At 65.0% G+C, this 19850-nt stretch carries 16 protein-coding genes and 4 pseudogenes; 5 read left to right on the plus strand and 15 right to left on the minus strand.

Translation table 11 applies throughout. The features are described from left to right. Positions 1 to 6 precede the first annotated feature (6 nt). The 3 genes and pseudogenes from OG928_RS35190 to OG928_RS35200 all read left to right on the plus strand — a co-directional run. A pseudogene (locus tag OG928_RS35190) lies at positions 7 to 174 on the plus strand (IS3 family transposase); the annotation flags it as partial. Positions 175 to 1030: 856 nt separating this feature from the next. Next, positions 1031 to 1258 carry a hypothetical protein gene (locus tag OG928_RS35195; protein WP_331766052.1) on the plus strand — a complete coding sequence of 76 codons (228 nt, stop codon included), beginning with the start codon at positions 1031 to 1033 and terminating at the stop codon, positions 1256 to 1258. A 66-nt stretch (positions 1259 to 1324) separates the two neighbouring features. Further along, entirely contained in the window at positions 1325 to 1666 is a 342-nt protein-coding gene (locus tag OG928_RS35200) for a dihydrofolate reductase family protein (RefSeq protein WP_331768226.1), read from the plus strand. Positions 1667 to 2013: 347 nt separating this feature from the next. Here OG928_RS35200 and OG928_RS35205 read toward each other — a convergent pair whose 3' ends face one another. Then, positions 2014 to 2337, minus strand: coding sequence for a DUF3024 domain-containing protein (locus OG928_RS35205; protein ID WP_331766053.1), 324 nt, complete (start codon positions 2335 to 2337; stop codon positions 2014 to 2016). 279 nt (positions 2338 to 2616) lie between these two features. On the opposite strand from OG928_RS35205, the gene OG928_RS35210 reads away from it, so the two are divergent. After that, positions 2617 to 2790, plus strand: coding sequence for a hypothetical protein (locus OG928_RS35210; protein ID WP_331766054.1), 174 nt, complete (start codon positions 2617 to 2619; stop codon positions 2788 to 2790). Between the two features lie 253 nt (positions 2791 to 3043). Here OG928_RS35210 and OG928_RS35215 read toward each other — a convergent pair whose 3' ends face one another. The 6 genes and pseudogenes from OG928_RS35215 to OG928_RS35240 all read right to left on the minus strand — a co-directional run bounded on the left by OG928_RS35215 (position 3044) and on the right by OG928_RS35240 (position 9950). Next, complete coding sequence (locus OG928_RS35215; protein ID WP_331766055.1) at positions 3044 to 4972, minus strand: GAF domain-containing protein; 1929 nt, start codon at positions 4970 to 4972, stop codon at positions 3044 to 3046. Between the two features lie 135 nt (positions 4973 to 5107). After that, on the minus strand, positions 5108 to 6481 hold the full coding sequence (locus tag OG928_RS35220; protein ID WP_331766056.1) for an MFS transporter: 1374 nt from the start codon (positions 6479 to 6481) through the stop codon (positions 5108 to 5110). Positions 6482 to 6549: 68 nt separating this feature from the next. After that, positions 6550 to 7335 (minus strand): 3-hydroxybutyrate dehydrogenase, encoded by a 786-nt coding sequence (locus tag OG928_RS35225; RefSeq protein ID WP_331766057.1) that lies wholly within the window; start codon positions 7333 to 7335, stop codon positions 6550 to 6552. 196 nt (positions 7336 to 7531) lie between these two features. Further along, positions 7532 to 7792, minus strand: a pseudogene (locus OG928_RS35230) (tannase/feruloyl esterase family alpha/beta hydrolase); the annotation flags it as partial. A 103-nt stretch (positions 7793 to 7895) separates the two neighbouring features. After that, positions 7896 to 8705: an enoyl-CoA-hydratase DpgD gene (gene dpgD / locus OG928_RS35235; RefSeq protein ID WP_331768227.1), complete on the minus strand. Its 810-nt coding sequence runs from the start codon at positions 8703 to 8705 to the stop codon at positions 7896 to 7898. Positions 8706 to 9224: 519 nt separating this feature from the next. Then, positions 9225 to 9950, minus strand: a complete 726-nt coding sequence (locus OG928_RS35240; RefSeq protein ID WP_331766058.1) for a hypothetical protein — start codon at positions 9948 to 9950, stop codon at positions 9225 to 9227. A 508-nt stretch (positions 9951 to 10458) separates the two neighbouring features. Between OG928_RS35240 and OG928_RS35245 the strand changes: the two are divergent. After that, positions 10459 to 10650, plus strand: a pseudogene (locus tag OG928_RS35245) (esterase); the annotation flags it as partial. Positions 10651 to 10656: 6 nt separating this feature from the next. Here the strand turns inward: OG928_RS35245 and OG928_RS35250 are convergent. The 8 genes and pseudogenes from OG928_RS35250 to dpgC all read right to left on the minus strand — a co-directional run. Then, positions 10657 to 10974, minus strand: a pseudogene (locus OG928_RS35250) (ISAzo13 family transposase); the annotation flags it as partial. Positions 10975 to 11105: 131 nt separating this feature from the next. After that, complete coding sequence (locus tag OG928_RS35255) at positions 11106 to 11882, minus strand: 2-keto-4-pentenoate hydratase (RefSeq protein WP_331766059.1); 777 nt, start codon at positions 11880 to 11882, stop codon at positions 11106 to 11108. Between the two features lie 314 nt (positions 11883 to 12196). Further along, positions 12197 to 13183 (minus strand): class I SAM-dependent methyltransferase, encoded by a 987-nt coding sequence (locus tag OG928_RS35260; RefSeq protein WP_331766060.1) that lies wholly within the window; start codon positions 13181 to 13183, stop codon positions 12197 to 12199. 88 nt (positions 13184 to 13271) lie between these two features. Then, positions 13272 to 14069, minus strand: coding sequence for a hypothetical protein (locus OG928_RS35265; RefSeq protein ID WP_331766061.1), 798 nt, complete (start codon positions 14067 to 14069; stop codon positions 13272 to 13274). Between the two features lie 71 nt (positions 14070 to 14140). Beyond that, positions 14141 to 15190 (minus strand): 4-hydroxy-2-oxovalerate aldolase, encoded by a 1050-nt coding sequence (dmpG, locus tag OG928_RS35270; RefSeq protein WP_331766062.1) that lies wholly within the window; start codon positions 15188 to 15190, stop codon positions 14141 to 14143. Next, positions 15187 to 16098 (minus strand): acetaldehyde dehydrogenase (acetylating), encoded by a 912-nt coding sequence (locus OG928_RS35275; protein ID WP_331766063.1) that lies wholly within the window; start codon positions 16096 to 16098, stop codon positions 15187 to 15189. Before OG928_RS35275 ends, dmpG begins: the two co-directional genes overlap by 4 nt. 923 nt (positions 16099 to 17021) lie before the next feature. Then, positions 17022 to 18458, minus strand: coding sequence for a PLP-dependent aminotransferase family protein (locus OG928_RS35280; RefSeq protein WP_406291514.1), 1437 nt, complete (start codon positions 18456 to 18458; stop codon positions 17022 to 17024). A 32-nt stretch (positions 18459 to 18490) separates the two neighbouring features. Continuing rightward, a complete protein-coding gene (gene dpgC / locus OG928_RS35285) occupies positions 18491 to 19825 on the minus strand; it encodes a (3,5-dihydroxyphenyl)acetyl-CoA 1,2-dioxygenase DpgC (protein ID WP_331766065.1) in 1335 nt (444 codons plus the stop codon). Between the last annotated feature and the right edge of the window lie 25 nt (positions 19826 to 19850).

The raw sequence follows: 19850 nt of genomic DNA on the forward strand, positions 1-19850 counted from the left end.
CCAGCCATATTCGTGAACTTCCACGAAACCAGCCACGGCGTCCACGGCGTTCGCAAGGTCTGGGCCGAGTTGAAGCGCCGCGGCTACACCGACGTCGCCCGATGCACCGTCACCCGGCTGCTGAAGGACGCCGGGCTCTCCGGCGCCGTCCGCGGCCGGATGGTCCGCACCACTGAACCGGACCCGACCGCCACGCGGGTGCCGGACCTATTGCGGGAATACCAACTCCCGCCCATCCTGTTGGCCGGTGGTCAGATCCCACACCCGCACCGTTCGATCGCCGCTGCCGGCCACGGTACGGCCGTCGGCCACCCCCGTCGCCACCGCCACCACCGCGTTGGTGTGGCCAAGGCGTATCGGAAGCGGTGGTCGACCAGGCTGCCGGTGGCCCACTCCACCCGCCGCCGCGCGGCCGGTTCATCGTCCACCGGCCCCAACGCCTGCGCGCCGACAAGGCCTACGGCACCCCACCTGTTGGAAATGGCTACGAGGTGACGCATCGCCCGCGCGGTCCTGCATGGCCTCGGAGGCCCGCAGGGTGTCCCGGCTGATCGTGACGAAGGTCCACGGTAGACGACCTGCGCGCGGCGACGTGCATCTCGACTGGAGTCGCCTTGGCATACGAGATCGTGCCGGTAGGTGGTGGCGTCGGGGTACAAGTACTCACACCAATCAGCAGGTTCGGCGTGAGGACAAGGGATGACTCGCGGCGCACGTACGCGTTCGCCGGCTTCCGCCTGCTGATTTTCCCGGGTCAAAGTAGTTGGTACCAGAGGGACATGGCCGCATCAGGTCTCGGTTGCCGTGGCGGGAACCATAGGGGTTCCCCCAATGCTGCGGTTCCGGTCCGGGCCACAAACTGGTGACGTTCCCCGGAGAGATCCCGCGACGGAACTGCGCGAGGGAACCCGCGAGCGGCCCTGCGCGCAAGTGAAACGTGCCAGGCCCGCCGCATCGATAGCGGGCATCGAGCCGCTCCTGTGGCTCGGCTCGATTTCTTGACCCACCACGACACGAGTTTGGAGTTGTCATGTCTGTACTGACCGAGCATGTGAATTCCAGTGGGGCACTGGCCGAGTTCCCGCTGAGGGCCGACCGGCCCCTGCAGATGGGTGAACTCGCGCCGGTCCTCGCGACCCCCGCCGCCTTCGCCGCCGGAGTGGCCATCGGCGTCGCGGCCTACGGTGCCGGCTACGCGGTCGCGGCTGTCGGCGGGGGGCATCCCCACCCGAGGGATCCCGGGGGGGAGCGCGACTGAGGCGATAGCGGGCGTCGAGCCGCCCTCGTGGCCCGGCTCGATATACGGGAAGGCGCACCACTGTTGGTGCGCCTTCCCGTGTGCCATCAACGGCAAGATCTCGCCCACCGCGCGATGTGGGAGAACACCACACGCATCCCCGGCACCGAGGCCATCGCCACGATCCGGAAGATGCGCGAAGCCGACGGCCGCGACCTGGCGGTCACCGGCAGCGCTGCGCTGGTTGGCAGCCTCCTGCGCGAGGACCTCGTCGACGAACTCCGCCTCATCGTCATGCCGGTGATCCTCGGCGGCGGAAAGACGGTCTTCCCGGACGACGGCCGGCTCCGCACCCTCAAGCTGACCTCGACCGTGGTCAGTGACGGAGGCGTGCACGTGTGCACCTACCAGCCGGCCGACCAGGGCTGAGCCGGGACCGAGCAGGCGTGCCGGGGCTACCTGGTGACAGGGGCCGAGGCAGCTGCGCGGTTCGACAGAGTCCGGCCTCTCGGCATCCCAGGCTCGCCCCGTCCCAACGACCCGCCGTCGCCGAAGCGGCGCCCTACGCCGCGGAAGCCCCCCGACCGGACGCCGGGGGTTACGACGCCACCACCGACACCGCAACAGCGAGGCGGGAGCATTCATGAGCACCACGCACACGGTCACTTCGGCCGACGGCACCACGATCGTGTACGACCGGTACACACCCAAGAGCGGCGGCCGGGAGACAGCGGTCCTGGTCGGCGGCGCCTTCAGCCACCGCAAGTTGAGCGGGCTCAGCCCCAGAACGCGTGGCGAGGATGGTCCACCACGGCCAGAGCGTCGTCCAAGGACGCCGTGGCCGGCAGATCATCACGCGAATGCCAGCGGCCGTTACGGTCTGCCCCGTCCACCAGCCATCCCTCATCGCTGTACCGCAGCCGGGCGACCTCGCGCGAGGTCCAGTCACCGACACCGTCCCACGGGGCACGCACCTCGGTGATCACGACGGAGCTGCCGCGTACGGCGCAGCCCACACCGACCTCGGCTCGTGCGTGCGCAGGGATGCGCTGCTCGGCCCACTTTGTCAGCCGGGCCCCGTCCATCTCGGAGATCTTCACGCCTCCACCGTACGCACCGCTGCCGCAGAGGCGACGGACCGGGACGGTCTACCGGCCAGAAGCCCCAGCGCGTTCCACGACCCGGTTCCCGGACGTCCGCAGCGTCGGAAAACGATGGCGACACTCGCCCCGGCGATCGTGAATGTCCGTAGTCGCGTGCACGGACGAGCGGGGGATTCGTCGCCGAGTGCAGGGAACTGCGTACTCTCCGGACATCCCGAAGTCGCCTGCGCCACGGTCAATTTGGTCGTAGTCGTGTGCGCGACGGAGGGCTTCCGGGTGGCAGACGGACGGGTGACCGAGCACGGGGTGCTGACCGCGCCCGCCCGGACGTGGAATATCGCCATGCGGCAGGCCGAGGTGGTCGGGCCGCTCGCCGAGAAGCACGCGGTGGGTCTGGCGGACGCGGATGCGGCCGCCGCGAGGCTGAAGATCTCCTGGCGCCAGGTGTAGGTGCTGCTCGGGCGGTGGCGGGCGGGCGAGGGGGTGGTGTCGGATCTGCTGCCGGGCCGGGCCGAGCCGGGCCGTTCCGGCGGAGGCTGCGGTAGCGGGCGGCTGCCGGATGAGGTCGAGGCTGTCGTCCAGGCCGGCGGTGACGAAGCGCGTCAGGTGTCAGGACCGGGAACCCGCCCCGAGTGATCGGAGAGCCCGGGGCGGGGTGTGCTTTCTCGACCTTCCAGCGACCGGGAGCCACGCAGGATGCGAACTACGCATCCGACGGCGCCGCGGATCCGCCGGCTGATGACACCTGGGCGATCCTCAGCGCGAGTTGGAGCTCGAGTGCCCGCTCAGGGCGTTGCCAGTCTCGGCCGAGGAGTTGTCCGATGCGGTCCAGGCGCTGCACCACGGTGTTGATGTGGACATGGAGGGCTTCTCGCGCTTTGGTCTGGCTCATTCCGGCGGCGAAATACACCTGGAGCGTGTGCATGAGGTCGGTGCCGCGTTTTGTGTCGTACTTGAGGATCGGGCCCAGGGTCTGGTCAACATAGCCCCGTAAGTCTGTCTGGTCACCGAGCAGGACACCGACAAAGCCGAGGTCGGCCAGAGCGGCCCCTGTCCCGTCATGGCCCAGGGCGCGAAGGGCGGACAGGCAGCGTCGGGCTTCCGCGTGGGCGGCGGCGAAGTCTTCCGGGCCGATGACCGGCCCTGCGGCTCCGATGGTGACCGGCACGGCGACGGCCTGGCTCAGTTCGTCTGCGAGATTCATGGCGCATGCGCTGGGGGTGCTGGAGGGGCAGACGAGAACCACCTCTTCGTGATGCAGTCCGGCCAGTCCTTGGCGGGTCTGGGCGGTGCGGACGGCCGCCGCGAGCAGGCGCTGCCGGGGAATCGTCTCTGCGTGGAGTACGAAGACCGTGTGCGGGTGGTTGAGGTTGACCTTGAGCCGGCGTGCGCGGGCTGAGAGGCTACTGGGATCGGCGGCCCGGGTGAGGAGATCTCCCAGGAGTTCGCCGCGGATGCGGTCCTCGGTCTCGGCGACGGAGCGGCGCAGGAGGAGGAGCAGGGCGGTGACGACGCTGGCTCGCTCGAAGAGGCGGCGGTCGGCCTCGCCGAGGTCGGCGCGGCCGGTCAGTGCGATGCTCCCGAGGAGCTCGTGTCCGGCGAGGACTGCGCACACCCAGGTTCCGTCGACAGGCACGGCGCGGCCGCCGGCCCTGGAGGTGGCCACGGCCTGCGCGGGCGGGGGCTGCGGGTCGGCGCCGACTCGGGCGAGTTCGGCTCCATCCGCGTCGTGGATGAGGGTCTCGCCCTGGAGGACGGTGCCGATGGCGCTCGCGACGTCGGAGACGTCGCCTCCGCGCAGAACGAGGTCGGTCAGCCGGTCGTGGGCGTCCTCGGCTCGGCGCATGGCGTCGCTGTGCGCTTCGATGGTCTGCGAGGCTTCGTTGAGGTCGACCAGTGCGGTGCGTGTCTCGTCCATCAGGCGGGCGCTGTCGATGGCGATTGCGGCGTGGTCGGCGAGGGAGGACAGGAGCGCGATTTCATCGGGGCTGAAGGTGCGGGCGGAGCGGTCTGCGGCGTAGAGGACTCCGATCACCCGGGTGCCCAGGCGCAGCGGTACGCCGAGGATGGCCCGCAGGCCCTCTTCGACGACAGCGCTGTCGATCGTCGTGGTGTGCTTGAAGCGCGGGTCGTCGCGGTAGTCGCCGGTGGTGTAGGGGCGGGCGGATTCGGCGACGAGTCCTCCCAGGCCCTCGCCCATGCCCAGTCGCACCTGCTGGAACGCCGCCGAGACGCATCCGTCGGTGACCCGCATGTAGGTGTCGCCGGCCTCGTCGTCGTTGAGGGACAGGTAGGTCACGTCCGTGCCGAGGAGGAGCTTGGCCCGGTGTGTGATCGCCCTGAGCACGGCGTCGAGGTCCCTGAGCGCGGCGAGGTCGCTGGCGGTGTCGAAGAGTGCAGCGAGTTCGGCCTCGCGCCGTCGGTGCTGGCTGAGGGTGCGCCGGATCCGGAGTGCCACCTGGGTGGCCTCCGCGATTGCCGCCGCCTCGGATTCGCAGACGTCCGCCTCGGTGACCTCATCGGCGGGGCGTGAGAAGTGTTCGAGCGGTGCGCCCTGTTCCAGCAGGTCCAGCAGGTGCCGCAGGGCGGCCCACGGCTGCCCGGTGCCGGGGTTCTTCACGGTGGTGGGCATGGGGCTCTCCGTGGTTCCGTGCGTGGTGGTGTGCTTGCACTGGCGGTTTCGCAGGCGGGGCGGTGCGGCGGGCCAGATGGCTGCTGCCCGCCGGATCCCGGCCGGCACCCGGCGGGATCGGGCGGGCAGCTCCGGTCAGCTGACCGAGTGGTGCTCCGCCTGGCGGCTGGCGGGGACCGCGGATGTGGCCGGGGTGTGGTGGTCCTGGGTCAGGCTACGCCCGCGGGTCTCCTTGGCCACCAGAACGGTCAGCGTGGTGATCACTAACGCGGTGGCGAGGTAGATCGAGATCGGCAGGGACGATCCGTAGTCCTTGAGGAGCTCGACCGCGACGATCGGGGCGAGCGCGCCGCCGATGATCGAGGCGAGTTGGGAGCCCATGGAGGCTCCGGAGTAGCGGACCTTGGTGTCGAACATCTCGGAGATGAACGCTGCCTGCGGACCGTACATCGCGCCGTGGAACAGCAGGCCGACGGTGACGGCCGCGGCGATCGCGGGGAAGGACTTGGTGTCCAGCATCGCGAAGAACGCGAACGCCCATCCGGTCATGCCGACCGAGCCGATCAGGGTAACCGGGCGGCGGCCGATCCGGTCGGACAGAGCTCCCCACGCCGGGATGGTGACGAAGTGGACGGCGGAGCCGATCAGAATGGCGTTCAGACCGTTGCTCTTGGACAGCCCCAGGTGGGTGGTGACGTAGACGAGCAGGAAGGCCGTGAGGATGTAGTACGAGATGTTCTCGCCGAGACGGGTGCCGATCGCGGTGAGGACTCCCCGCCAGTTGGTGCTGAACACCTCGGCGACCGGGAGCTTCTCCTTGACACCGGCGGCGGCCTGCTCGGCGGCCTTCGCCTGGGCGGCGAGGAAGACCGGGGACTCCGAGACCGACACGCGGATCCACAGGCCGATCACGACCAGGACGCCGGAGAGGAGGAACGGGATCCGCCAGCCCCAGGCGAGGAAGGCCTCGTCGGACTGGAACGCGGCCAGGAGAGCGAGTACGCCGGTGGCGAGCAGGTTGCCGCCGGGTGCGCCGGCCTGGGGCCAGGAGGCCCAGAAGCCGCGGTTCTTGTCGTCGCCGTGCTCAGAGACCAGCAGGACGGCGCCGCCCCACTCGCCTCCGAGCGCGAAGCCCTGGATCACGCGCAGAACGGTGAGCAGGATGGGTGCGCCGATGCCGATGCTCGCGTGGGTGGGCAGCAGACCCATCGCGAAGGTCGCACCGCCCATCATGAGCAGGCTCAGGACCAGGAGCTTCTTGCGGCCGATCTTGTCGCCGTAGTGGCCGAAGACCATGCCGCCCAGCGGCCGGGCCGCGAAGCCGATGGCGTAGGTGAGGAAGGCGAGGAGGGTTCCGACCAGCGGCTCACTGCTGGGGAAGAACAGCTTGTTGAAGACGAGGGCGGCGGCGGAGCCGTAAAGGAAGAAGTCGTACCACTCGATGGTGGTGCCGATGAGGCTGGCGCTGATGACGCGGCCGATGCCGGCTCTGGATGCCTGGGTTGCCATGGTGAAGTACCACATTTCGGCTGGGAGCGGTGTTGGGGGTGTACGGAAGGGGTGTGGGGTGGGGCCGGTCAGGCGGCGCTCCAGCCGCCGTCCACGGGGATGGAGGCGCCGGTGATGTAACCGGTGTGCGGGCCGCAGAGCCAGAGGGCGACAGCGGCGACTTCTTCCGGTTCGATCATTCGCTTGATCGCGGAGCGGCTGAGCATTACCTCGCTGACGACGTGTTCCGGGTCGATGCCGTGGGCGGCGGCCTGGGCGGCGATCTGCTGCTCTACCAGGGGTGTGCGGACATAGCCCGGGTTGATGCAGTTGCTGGTGATGCCGTGCGGGGCGCCTTCGAGGGCCGCGACCTTGCTCAGCCCCTCCAGGGCGTGCTTGGCGGTCACGTAGCCGGCCTTGAACGCGCTGGCCCGCACGCCGTGGACGCTGGAGACGTTGATGATGCGGCCCCAGCCCTGTGCGGTCATGTGCGGCAGGGTCTGCCGGAGCAGGAGGAAAGGGGCGTGGACCATGACCTTCTGGAGGAGTTCGAACCTCTCCGGCGGGAACTCGGCCAGGGGGGCCACGTGCTGCAGGCCGGCGTTGTTGACCAGGATGTCGACGTCGGCCGGGAGGTCTCCCACGAGGTCGCGCTGGGCCAGGTCCACTACGTGGGCGCGGCCGCCGATCTCCTCGGCCACGGACTTGGCCGCCTCCGCGTCGAGGTCGACCACGTGGACGCGGGCCCCGGCGTCGGCGAGCGCCTGGGCGCAGGCCCGCCCGATGCCGCTGCCGGCGCCGGTCACCATGGCGGTACGGCCCGCCAGATTGACGCCTGCAGTCCCGTCGAACGTGGGAGTGATTCCGGTTGTCATGGCCGGAATCATGGGGGACATCCGACCTTCACTCCCATGTGTCACCCCGCCATAGTTGCGATCGCGACTGTGTCGGTCTTCACCAGCTGAGGCCCATCCGGGGTCACGCGATGGACACGAGGGCTGTTAGCGGACGCGCCGGAGCAGGGTCCCCCCGATTGAGAACCCTGCTCCGGTAACTGTCTGCATTCTGAGGCTATGAGGTGAGCGGGCAGCTCGTGAGCGGGTTCTCGGCGGTGGCGGGGAGCGGCAGAGTATGGCTGGCCGGCGGCTGCACGCCGCGGCCGAGCCAGGCCTCCAGGGCGGTGAAGGCGGAGCGGTGGCAGGGGACCAGGGGCCGGAGTTTGTCGGGGAAGGCGTCGAACAGGGAGTCGACGTGGGTTCCTCCCTCGATGCGGTAGTAGCGGAAGAGGTTGCTGCGGCCCGCGTCGTCGACCATGTGTGCGTAGACGGAAGATCACGCGGGCCACACCGTGAATAGACCAGCAGAGTCACTCCGGGGGTCACCTCACCGGGACTGCCCGGGCTCCAGTTGTGTGCGCCCCAATGCAGCTTTGCTTCTATTTCCCCCGCCACTGGGGGGAACGCTTCTCGGTAAAGGCCAGTGGACCCTCGATCGCGTCATGGCTGTGCATGCGCCGTTCCTCCCACACGTAGCGGGTGGCGAAGGCCTGCTCGGTCGAGAGGCTGGAGGCCCGCAGAGCGGCTTCCTTCACCGCTCTGACGGACAGTGGCGCGCACTCAAGAAGCTCACCCACCCAGCGTTCGACGCAGTCGTCCAGCTGGTCCATCGGCACGACTTCGCTCACCAGGCCAAGTTCGTAGGCCCGGGCTGCGGTCATGGTCTTTCCTGTAAGCAGATAGCCCATCGCGGCCTTGAAGGGTATCTGGGCACTCAGCCTGAAGATTCCGCCCGCGCCGGCGATGAGCCCCCTGCGCACCTCGGGCAGGGCGAACGTCGCGTGATCGGCTGCCAGCACGATGTCGCAGGCCAGTGCCAGCTCGAACCCACCGCCCAGGGCATGCCCGTTGACTCGGGCGATGAGCGGCTTGGACAGCGAGAACCGTTCGGTGAGCCGCGGCCAGCCAACCGCGCCTCTGCTTCCGAAAGTGGTGGACTGTTCACCGCCGCTCAGCCTCTCGGCCCACTCGCGGAGGTCCTGACCCACCGAAAACGATCTCTGCCCCGCACCGGAAAGGACACCCACCCAGATGCTTTCGTCTCGTTCGAAGTCGTCCCAGACCTCGCGCAGTCGCTCGTGCATGCACAGGTTCATGGCGTTCAGGACAGCGGGCCTGGTGAGAGTGACATAGGCCACGTGGCCTCTCTTCTCGTAGCTCACCGGCGATTCGGGGGCAGTGGCAGACATGTGCGAAAGACCGTCCTTGTGTGTCGGCCGCCCGCACTCGTGGTGTGCGGGCGGTCGCGGGTAGACCTGTCGAACTCGGGTGGCGCAGGTCGGCAAGGCCAGCCGGCGCAAGTGGGCGGACAGTGACCTTCGCAGGTCCAGTTCCTCCAGCGAAGTCATCGCCGTCAGCTCGTCGGGGATCTCTGACAGCCACACGCCCGAAAGGTCCAGCGATCGCAGGCCGGACAGGCGGGTGACAACCCGGGGGAAGTCCACGGGGGAGCCCGGCTGCCGGGGCACAGGCCGGCCAGGTCCAGCTTTCGCAGTGCGTGCAGCCTGGCGAAGCTCTCGGGGAGAGGGCACGTCAGATGGGCTGCGCGCAGCACCTCGAGGCGGGCAAGGTCGCCCAACTGATCGGGCAGGGCTTCGAACTGGTTTCTGGAGATGTCAAGGACGCGAAGGTTGCGTAGCCGACCAATGGCTTCGGGCAGCCGAGTCAGCCCCATTCCGGAGATATCCGGTTCCTCTAGTGCAGTCAACTTACAGATACAGGTCGAGCTCGGTGTCCTGGCCGCTGCCCGGCTGCAGGCTGTCGAGTGACTCCAGCGCCGTCAGCCCGCCCGGCTGGATGCCAGGTCGGAGTATCGGCTGCCCGGCACGCAGCGTCTGGCTGATCCTGGACTCGTCGACCTGGCCCTTGTCGAGCAGTTCCGGCAGCACGATGTCGACCAGTTCATCGGCACTGAAGTCGACCCGGCAGTTGGTCCGGCAGGGGTCGGCGGCCACCACCGCTTCCGGCCGGGTGGCGAAGGACATGTTGAAGAACAGTGTGTTGACGATGATCTGTGCTCGCGCGTGCCCCCTGACCACGAGGCATCCCCGGTCCTGTCCGTGGTGGCCCTGGACGCGGCCGGCGACCATGAGGTCGCCGCCTACGACGACGTTCGGGCAACCGGACAGCAGCACATTGCGAGCCCGTAAGTTTCCTGTGACGAGGAAGAAGCTGCCACTGCCCTCGTCCCACCAGTCAAGGTCTCCGTCGATGGTCAGATCTCCGTCGACGATCACGTTGTAGGGAATCCAGTGAGAGTTCGCCTCCGGCGCCAGGTCTCCCGCGATGCGCAGGCCGCCCTTGTAGAGGCGAACCTCCCGCTCGCCGGTGAAGTCCCGGCAAAGGCACTCGGCGTCGGCGGACAAGCCGAACCGCTCCAGTGCCTCCTCGAGCGGCACCTTTTCCCAAGTGGACGTCAGCTGCTCGAAAGACATGTTCCCTCACGTTCTGCGGTCCAGGCTGTCCGGAAACCGCCGACGGCGCGACTCGTCTCACCTATCGACACTCGAACTCCCACGGATGTTGGCAACCCGTCGACTATCGCTGCGGCGCCCGGTCACCGTCATCGGTGGAACTACCGATTGCACATACCTAAGCTCTTGTTCAGACCTTGCCTTTGGTCAGTTGGACGGGCGCCCCCAGACCAAGTACAGGTGCTTGAGCCCGCGGCGGCAGCCTCAACCGCTCCAGCCGGGGCTCGGCTACCACAGCAACGCGCGGACGCCATGGACATGGACGCCACGTCCACCGCTCCAACCATATGTTTCGGTGATGTAACGATTGCGTTCCGCCAGCCGTAGCCTCAGCGCCAGAAGTTGAGTCGGGGCATCACGCGGCCGGCCAGAACCCGGCGCATTCACCGAGGCGGTTTCCGCCCTGCCCACGCACCGGGAGTTCTCCATGGGGCCATCAGTCACGAGAAGGACCCTCAGGCACATCACGATGAGCGTCGTGTTCGGCGTCCTCGCCGCGTGCCTGAGCACCATCACCTCCACCACGTCGGCCGCGGCGGCCGACGGGACGTTCCAGCAGGTCACCAGTTTCGGTTCCAACCCGGGCAACCTGGCGATGTACGAGTACGCGCCAGCAAATCTTCCCGCAGGCGCGCCGCTGGTCGTCGCACTGCACGGCTGCATTGCTCTCACCTCGCACATCCGGTTCGACCAGTGCCAGAATCGCGGGCCTCAGCCCGGGATCCGGATCGGCCACCCGCTTTCGGCCTCCGCCGGCGCGGCGCACCCGGCCCAGCGGAGGCCGGCCCGACTCCAGATCGGCCACACCCTTCGACACGGTCGCCTCGCTCACGCCCGCGGCCTGGGCCACGGCCTGGATCCCGCCATGCCCCAGTGCCCGCGCTTCCGCCCCTATCGCCAGACGGCGTTGCCGCTCGTCCAAATGCGGGAGCAACACCGCGAACTTTCCCGCGAGTTGGGACCGTGTCTCCGTTGATACGCCCATACCAGACCAAACGAGCCCCGGAGCAGGAAGCAACACGTTGATCATCTGCAAGCCCTTACTCGAAGCCCGACGTAAACAAACCACCGCTATTGCAAGGGTCCTCGGTGCGTGCGGAACGAAGAGCGCGAAGCTCAGCCGAACACGGCGGTGACGGAGCCGAGGTGATCCAGCGCGGCTGTAATGCTGTCGCCAGGGGCAACTGTGACAGCAGCGGTCAGCGAGCCAGTCAGGATGATGCTCCCGGCAGCCAGTTCAACGCCGCGCCTGGTGAGCGTGTTCGCCAACCACGTCGCCGAGTGTAGAGGCGAGCCCAGGACGGCGGCGCCGGCACCGGTGTGCAGGATTCGACCGTTGCGGCGAAACACACAACCAATCAGGGACAAGTCAAGCCCAGCGAGCGAAGTGGGTGTCTGACCGAGTACAAGTCCGCCGCTGGATGCGTTATCAGCAATCGTGTCGTGTAGACCGATACGCCAGTCGATGATGCGGCTGTCGATGATCTCGATCGCGGGGAGAGCGTAGGCGGTGGCGCTGACGACATCGGTCACGGACAAGTCTGGTCCTTTGAGTGCTTGGCTCAGCACAAGGGCGATCTCAGGCTCGGCGCGTGGTTGCAGGAAGCGTTCGGTTGGGACTGCGGCGTCGGCCGCGAATAGCATGTCGGAGAGCAAGTGCCCGAAGTCGGGCTCACCGACGCCGAACTGTTCCTGCATGGCCGTTGAGGTGAGGCCCACCTTGAAACCGATGACGCGCGTTCCCGAGTCGAGGCGACGGCGAATCTGGATCTGTTGGATCTCATAGGCATCGTCGAGACTCAGCCCGTCGTACGTCTGGCTCAGCGGCGCCAGGGTTCTCCGGGTTGTGTAGGCATTCAGAAGTTCAGTCGCGATCGAGCTGAGATCTGCCACGAGATACCTCCGAAGTATCTGGGATGTCATGGCTGCGCCATCTGGCGATTCCCAGCAGACGCAGGTATGGGAGGGCACTTGCGGACGAAAATTCACTCGGCGACGGTCGGCCTCGCCAGGTACCCGGTAGTAAGCGACGACCGGCAGATGGAAGTGGGCCCTCGCAGCAGGAACAGTCGTCTCCGACGCAGAGCGGGCCAGGCGCAGGCTTCTGGTCTCGCCCAGGATCGGGGCATGAGGGGCCTCGGCTGTCGCGCAAGATCAACCCACCGCGCGCCCCGTCGCCAACTTCCATGGGCAGTACAGCGAGGCCGTCAGCCGCTGACTAGAAACATTCGGCCCGTCGGGAACCTGTGTCGGACGCACTGTACCTCTGTAAAGCCTGCCCGACGGAAGGCCTCCTCCCATTGCTTCTCAGTAGGAAGTTGTACACCCATGAAGCTTCCGTGCAAGTAGGTGAAGAGAGCGCTGAAAGCGCGCTCCCGCGGATCCGACGCATAGGGCACCCCATCAGTGATCACCATTTGGCCTCCCGTCGCGAGCGATACTCGACAATTGCGGAGGACCGCGTCGAACACATCAGGGTCGGCAACAATGTCGTGCATTACGAAACCAGCGTGAACCACATCTGCGCCCTGAACCGGTGACGGGTCTTCTGTCAACGACTCGATCGAACGGTTCACGACTGTTAGACGGTCGCTCAAATCAGCCCGACTGGCTGCGATCTCAGCCTCGGCACAGGCGGCGGAGCTCAAATCGAGCGCCAATCCGGTACTCTCCGGAAGCGCTTGCAAGAGCTCAATGAGCAATCTGCCTGCCCCGGCACCCAGGTCCACGATCTTCGCCGGTTGGTGGTCGATGATCGAAGAGACAGCAGTGGGATAAAATCCCCTAGTTCCGATCCAGCGAGACGAGATGGCGACCCGACGACCATCGCGGTGATATTTTCCGATTGCATCGTCGCAGTTCCGAAGGAATTCCGGAGCGTTCTCGATAAGTGGGCGATTTGCATTCAACGCCCACGACAGGTAGCCCGCTTCGTATCGACGATCGGCTATTTCGGCGCAGGCTCGGAAGTACCCGGAATCAGTAGTATGCTCCACGAGTCCCGACGCGAGCAAGGCTTGGAGAAACTTCCCAGCTTCCTTTTTCGGCGCCTGGGATGCGAGCGCCAGATCATCGAGGGTGAAGGGCTCCGTACGATCGAGCAAAGGAGAAACGCCTAGCTCCTCGGCGATTTCGAGCAGGGCCGTTGTCGCAGCAAGGTCGGCGGCTATTTCCATTGGTTGGTCGTTGCTCATGCGTCACTCCAGGGCGTTGGATCACATTGCGTGATTCTTTGGCTTAGCGAGGAAGAGTTAATCGTCGTCTCATGATTCTTATCGCGGGTCATTGCAGTGGCCATTCGTCGAAATCCCCGCGCGCAGTCACCGATATGTCCCGCTCGAGAAGAGCGGCTACATCATCGCCATCGCGACGTAAGAGTTGAGCCAGGGCGTCGCGATGGAACGCCAGCACGTCAGGAGACAAGGGCAACTGGCCCGGTACGGCGAATCGAACTGCATTGGTATGATCTCGTAGAGGAAGAACGAGGCCCGCATTCCACCGGCTCGGAGAGAACGGGATATCGAGCCAACCGCGATTGACGGCGAGGCCTACGGCACGGCCGACGTTTTGATGAGCCTCCTTCAAGGAGATATCCACAATGGCCTTGGCCTCTGTCAGGATCAGTTCCTCTTCCAGGCGGTCCCGCTCATTCAAGGACGCAAGAACGATCCCTCTATCACGGACTTCACGTGCTATGCGCAAACTTTCCACGTTGTCCTCCAAACGCGGGATACGCAAAGCCTCCACATGAGTTTTGAGCATCATTCGCACGGCGCCACTCTGGGTTGCGGATGCAGTCGAGCCAGCCACGATCTGGCGGGCCTTGTCCTCCGAACGAGGGAACGGACCCATGTACTGGTGCCACACCACGTTCACTGCAACGTCAGGGTGACCGGCTCGCGCGAGGTATTCCGAGCCGAGGCGGTAGAGGGCACGCACAGCAGCCAGGTCCTGGGCCCGACATCCTTGTTCGGCATAGCCGAGAGTGACCGACTTGACACCGCATTCTGCAGCCATGAGTGCCTCGAAGACGTTCACTACAGCCGCGATGCTCGGTGGCACGAGACATGCCGTGAGCACTCCGAAGAATTCGCAGAGAGTTATAGGCGAGCCCGATAAATGGGATCCGAATATGTTGGCCCGAATCTTTTTTACGGATCAGTCGCTGATATTCGATGCTCGCGCTCCTCGGTCAGCGATAGTGTCACCTCCACTATCGCATCCTCTTGCCCCGCCACAACTCGTCGCTTTCCGAGCTCCAACAAAATTTCTCGCGGGTCGATATTGAACCGTTCTCCAGCAAGTCGCACAGGGGCAGCGAAGCCGGAGAAGACACCGGCGATCCCGCTCGTGATCGTGACACCGTCGTTGCCTGGTACTCGCTTTACGAACGTATCCTCGGCAAGTTCCGCAGCATCCAATGCCTGGAACAGATGCAGCCTCGACTCGATCTTACCGATGTGGAGGTTAGCAGCGATGAGCTCCAGCGCCGCATTACCCGCTCCGGCGCCAAAGCCACGGGCCGTGACATCCACTATTGAGGCACCAGCATCTATCGCCGCCATAGTGTTCGCGATTGAGAGCCCAAGATTGTTGTGGGCATGAAATCCGATTTCCACATCAAGATGTTGAACGAGCGTATCGACCTTCTCGCGTACATCCGTGCACGTGTAGGCGCCAGCCGAATCCATAAGGATGACCGCATGGGCTCCGTAGCTCTGCATAAGCCGAGCTTGCACCAGGAGTTCACTCGCTGGCGCCATGTGACTCATCATGAGAACCCCCTTGACAGTCACACCCGCCTCCCGCAGGAGAGTAATCTGCTGACGAGTTACGTCGGCTTCCGTGCAATGGGTTCCGACACGTACCTCGTCAACCCCACAATCGAGTGCAGGTTTGAGATGGCGCTCGACACATGAGAATCCAGGAATTGATAGGACCCCCAAACGGGAGTTGCGCAGTTCTGCCCTTGCGGTCCGCAGCATTTCAGTGTCGCTTAGAGCTGCCAGACCTACCTGAATCGACGATGCACCAATGCCGTTGCCATGCCCAACCTCGACGACGTCGACGCCTGCCAACTCCGCAGCTCGCGCGTAATTTCTGATGTCTCCGGCATCGAGCCGATGAGCAACTGCATGGTTCCCGTCCCGCAATGTCGAATCACAAACCGTCAAATGGCGGCAATTTTCTGGGTTCATCATGACCGTCCAACCGCTCGCGCTTCAGCAAGTGCAACGCCAGCACATGAAATAATATCTAGGTTGCCAGCATAAGGAGGCAGCCAGTCGCCCCGGCCCTCGACCTCAACTGTGAGCAGAATGCGATCGGAAGTTGCCACTGGTGGGACGACGAGGCGATAGCCCGGCACGTAAGATCGGATCTGTTTCTCCATCGAAGCAGCAGCTGCGCTTAGCGCTTGCATATCCACGCGCTCCGAAGGGGCCACAGAGATCGAGTTGCGCATCACTGCTCCCGGCTCTGCTGGGTTGATCACGAGCATCGTCTTGGTATTCTCCAATTGGCAAAACTCGCGCGTAGCCCGTTCCGTTGTGACAACGTACTCGTCAATATTTGCCCGGGTGGCGGCACCCACACTGGCCGCGGCGCTAGCAGAGGCAATCTCTAGGTAACTCAACCCTTCCGTGGCCTCGCTTATACAATGGGCCATGGGGACTGCGGCTTGTCCGCCGCAGGTCACCATGCTCACGTACGGCTCATCCAGGCACTCTTGAAGATTCAAGGTCGGTACGCAGAATTTTCCAAGGCTCGCAGGAGTAAGATCAATCATCTGCATTCCGAGGGGCTCAAGCAACCCCCAGTGCGCTTTCGCGTCACTAGCAGACGTCGCGTCGAAGACCACGTCGATGGTATTCAAGGACTCGAGAATCGCGCGGATCCCAGAACTGCTCGTGGGTACGCCGAGCGACCGGGCCATCCGTATACCGGGTGACTCATCACGGCGCCCGGCAAACAGAGTGCAGCGCAGCACCGGGGAAGCCATCACCTTGAGCAAGAGATCGGTTCCGACGTTGCCGGTACCTAGGATGGCAACATTGAGCAGTTCGAAACCGTCGCCGGGCTCTGGAGTCATCTCAACCTTCCGTTTCAAAATGGATATCCATAAATATTTTCCAGTTCTTTAAAGAACTTCACAGCAGGTATCTCAGGGAGCTCGAAGAGCTCTTTACTACTTATTGCTCGCTTCTGGTCGTATCTATCGAAGTCACAGCTTGGCCGAAGCTGATCCATTGGAGATACACAGCAGGTCCAGGTTCGGTCTCTTGCCTTGCAAACGCAGTGGAATCAAGACCCCAACTGTAACGTTGTCGCTGGTCAGCGATTTGCCGTCGTTGAAGGACAAGCCGGTTTGGGAGGACTGAAGGAATCACCCGGAAGGACGTGACCGCACCTCTGCGCGTGAGCATCTGAGCAGACCAGAGAGACCTCTCACGTGCCTTGGACAGGTACCGCTGGGCCTGTGCGCGGCAGTCTCCCCCTCGCGCCGACGACAGTACGTCTACTCCGAGCGAAGCCCTGAGGACGGAGAAGGCCGACAGGATCCCGCGCCGACCAGCGGGTCGTTCTTGACAAGGCGGGCGGCTACGGCGTTTTGCGGATTCGGTTGTTGTTGCTTCATCGCGTCAGGTCGGCTGCAGCGAGAAAGCCGTTGGGAAGCGCGGGGCGATGTTGGATGTTCCGCAGGCCTTGGCGGGCTACGGCGACCAAGTCGTCGAGGGTGCGGGCACCGAGGTTGGCCATTGCCCGATCTTCAGATGCGCCCAACTGCCCTCGCCCGGGTTGAGATCGGGGCGTACGGCGGCAGGAAGACCAGGCTCAACCAGTCGACGCGGTCGGCCAAGGCGCGCATCCTACGGCTGCGATGACTGCCGAGACAAAGCAATGGGATCGGTCGGTCGAAAATCCGGTGAATCAACGGGAGTTTGCGGATCAGTTCCCGGTCGATGATCGAGCCAGGCACCATGTGGTAGAGAAGTGCCTTCCTCTGGCAACGACAGAACCCCTAGACAAGGTTCATCGTCCCGGGTCAGGAAGGCACTTTCGCGTTTCTACCCCATTCTCAACCGCACCCAACTGAAACGGCGAGGTTAGGGAGTACCGGGTTTCGATCCGGCTGCCGATGAACGCCGACAGCCGAGCGACACCCTCTTCGATCTGATCGGCGTCCAGATAGCTGAGCGACAGCCTTATTTGCCGGAACCCGCCGGTCCCGCCGACGAAGAAGTGACTCATTGGGGTCCACAGGACCCCGTAGTCACGAGCGGATAGTTCCAGCAGTGCGTCGTCCACGGTGAAGGGAAGCGTCATGACCAGGAAGAACCCGCCTTCCGGCGCGTGCCAGCGGATTCCTTCACGAGCCCGCAGGTCGGTGGGAAAGTGTCGTTCCAGAGCGCCGAGCAGCAGGTCCAGGTTGCGCTGGTAAAACTCGGACTTCTCCCGGATCATCGCCTTCAGCGAGCCTCCCGACTCGACCAGCATGCCGCCGATGACCGCCTGGCCGATTGGCGAGGTGTTCACCGTGACCATGCTCTTGATCGCCGCGAGTTCCGCCGCGAGCAGGCGCGGCTCCCCGCGTCGGCCGCGGACCAGTTGATCGGCCACAGCGAATCCGACTCGGGCTCCGGGCAGGCACACCTTCGCGAAGGTCCCCAGGTAGACAACGCGGCCGTTCTGGTCCAACGCCTTCAGGGTGGGCAGTTCCGTACCCGGTGCCGCCGTGAAGCCGTACGGATTGTCTTCCAGGACCAACAGGTCTTCGTCAGAGGCTGCCTCGATGAGGGCCGCTCTCGTGTCCATATCGAGCCGCGCACCGGACGGGTTGGAGAAGTCCGGCACCAGGTACAGGGCTCTGGGACGTTTGCCCTCGGCGCGGATGCCCTGGCACACCCGCTGAAGTCCGGCCAGGTCGAACCCGTCCGCCGGCTGGTCGACGCCCCGTATCTCGATGCCGAGCAAGCGTGCCGCACCCACGACTCCGACATAGCAGGGGTTCGCCACGACGAGGACGTCCTGAGGGGTGGCGCACAGGGCGCGCAGGGTGATGAAGATCGCCTCCTGGCAGCCGACGGTCACCACCACCGCCTCGGGCACGACATCAATGCCTTCGTCGGTGCGGAGGGCTTGCGCCACCAACTCGTTGATCTGGCCAGGAGTGGCGCCGTACTGGAAGAGCCGTCGCTCGGCCTGTACCCGAGTCAGTCCCTGTTCCCGGCAGAGATGCTCGATGTAGCTTTCGATGTGGCGTGCGATGTCCACACTGTCGAAGAAGCTTTCGTGAGGCGCACCTGGTGCGAACGAGACAGCATCAGGAAATTTCGACATCACCTCAGTCAGGAACGTCACCGATTCCAGCACCGGATCGCTGACAGCGGCGTGGAGAGCCGATCGGTCGATTTCGAGTACCGGTTTCCGAGAAAGCACTGAATTATCGCTCATGTTCACGCCCTTCACGAAAGTTTGCGACGCCGAGTCCCTCGCCGTGGTCAGCGCCGCTGTGAGCGACTGATCCAGGTTCTCTCCAAGTTGTCCATCACATCGCGGCTGTAGAGGCGCCGGGACTGCTCCAAGGAGAACTCGGCCATATACACACGGAACCGGTCGTCGGGTTCGTCCGCGAGATTGAGCATCCGGCGGTTACTGGCCACCGATGGGTTGTCCAGGCACTCGGCGGCGGTGTGGACCGCCTTGTCCATCTGCTCGGGGTCGACCACCTCGTCACAGATCAGCAGAGCCTCGGGGTCAGCTGCCCGGACTTTCCTCCCGCCCAGGATGATCTGGCGGGCACGACGGTGTCCAACCGCTCGGCTCAGCCGGAAGTTGGCCGCGCCCGGGACGATGCCCTCCTGGACCGCGGGCAGGCTGAAATAGGATCCGCTCTCCGCGATCACGTGGTCGAAGACGAGGAGCAACTGCATTCCGCCGCCGATGGCGAAGGAATCGACAGCGGCGACCCATGGCTTCTCGACAGATCCGTCCGGGCTGAGGTCGTCGCCGGCTTCGATCCGGATGCCACGGAGGATCTTGTTGATATAGCCCAGCTCGCGGCGGAGCAGGAAATCGACGAAGGAGATCTGCCCGTTGTACAGCCGTGTCAGGTTGATGCCAGAGTTGAACACCCGTCGCCCCGTGTAGCGGGGGTGCGTCATCGGCGCACCGCGCACCACCCCCACATGCACACTGTCGTCGAGCAGGACAAGGTCGACCGCGGTCTCGAAGTCGTCGGCGAGGGAGTCGTCCTCGGCGTTGAGGAAGCGTAAGTTACGGACCGTGACATGGCCGATTCCGTCCCGGCGCTCGATGGTGACCGTGCCGAGGTCGGCCAGGCCCGTCCGGCGGAACTCCGCCAGTTCGGCCAGTGCCCTGGGCGTCGGCCGCAGCATGGAGCTCATCAGCCGAAGGCCGGCCGATTGTGCACGCAGCAGACCCCAGAAGAGGATGCCCTGGTCGACCTCATATCCTTCCTTTTCCGGCTGGATCCTGAGCCGCTCGGCAGCGATCACGTCACGAGTGGGTACCAGCCCAGGGAGCAGATCAGCGGCGCCGAAGGCCAGTTCGTGCAGCCGCAGGGCCGCACGGCCTCCGTCTGTGAGTTCGTCGTGGAGCCGTTTCCCGTGCACTCGCACAAAGCTCAGCCGGGCGGCCCGGGCCGAGTTGCGCACCGCCTCCACCCGGGCTTCCTGCTCGGGCGATCGCTCCCGGCGCGAGGGCAGTTCCGCCAGCTTCTCTTCCGTCGTACGGAGGTAATCGCCGACCAATGCGGTGTCTGCGGTGAATCCCCCGGTCAGATCGGGGGTCTTGGCTCCAGTGGGTAGTGACATCCCCTTGATCCTTGTCCAGTCGGTT

The sequence above is a fragment of the Embleya sp. NBC_00896 genome (assembly GCF_045207785.1).
Classification (GTDB): Bacteria; Actinomycetota; Actinomycetes; order Streptomycetales; family Streptomycetaceae; genus Embleya.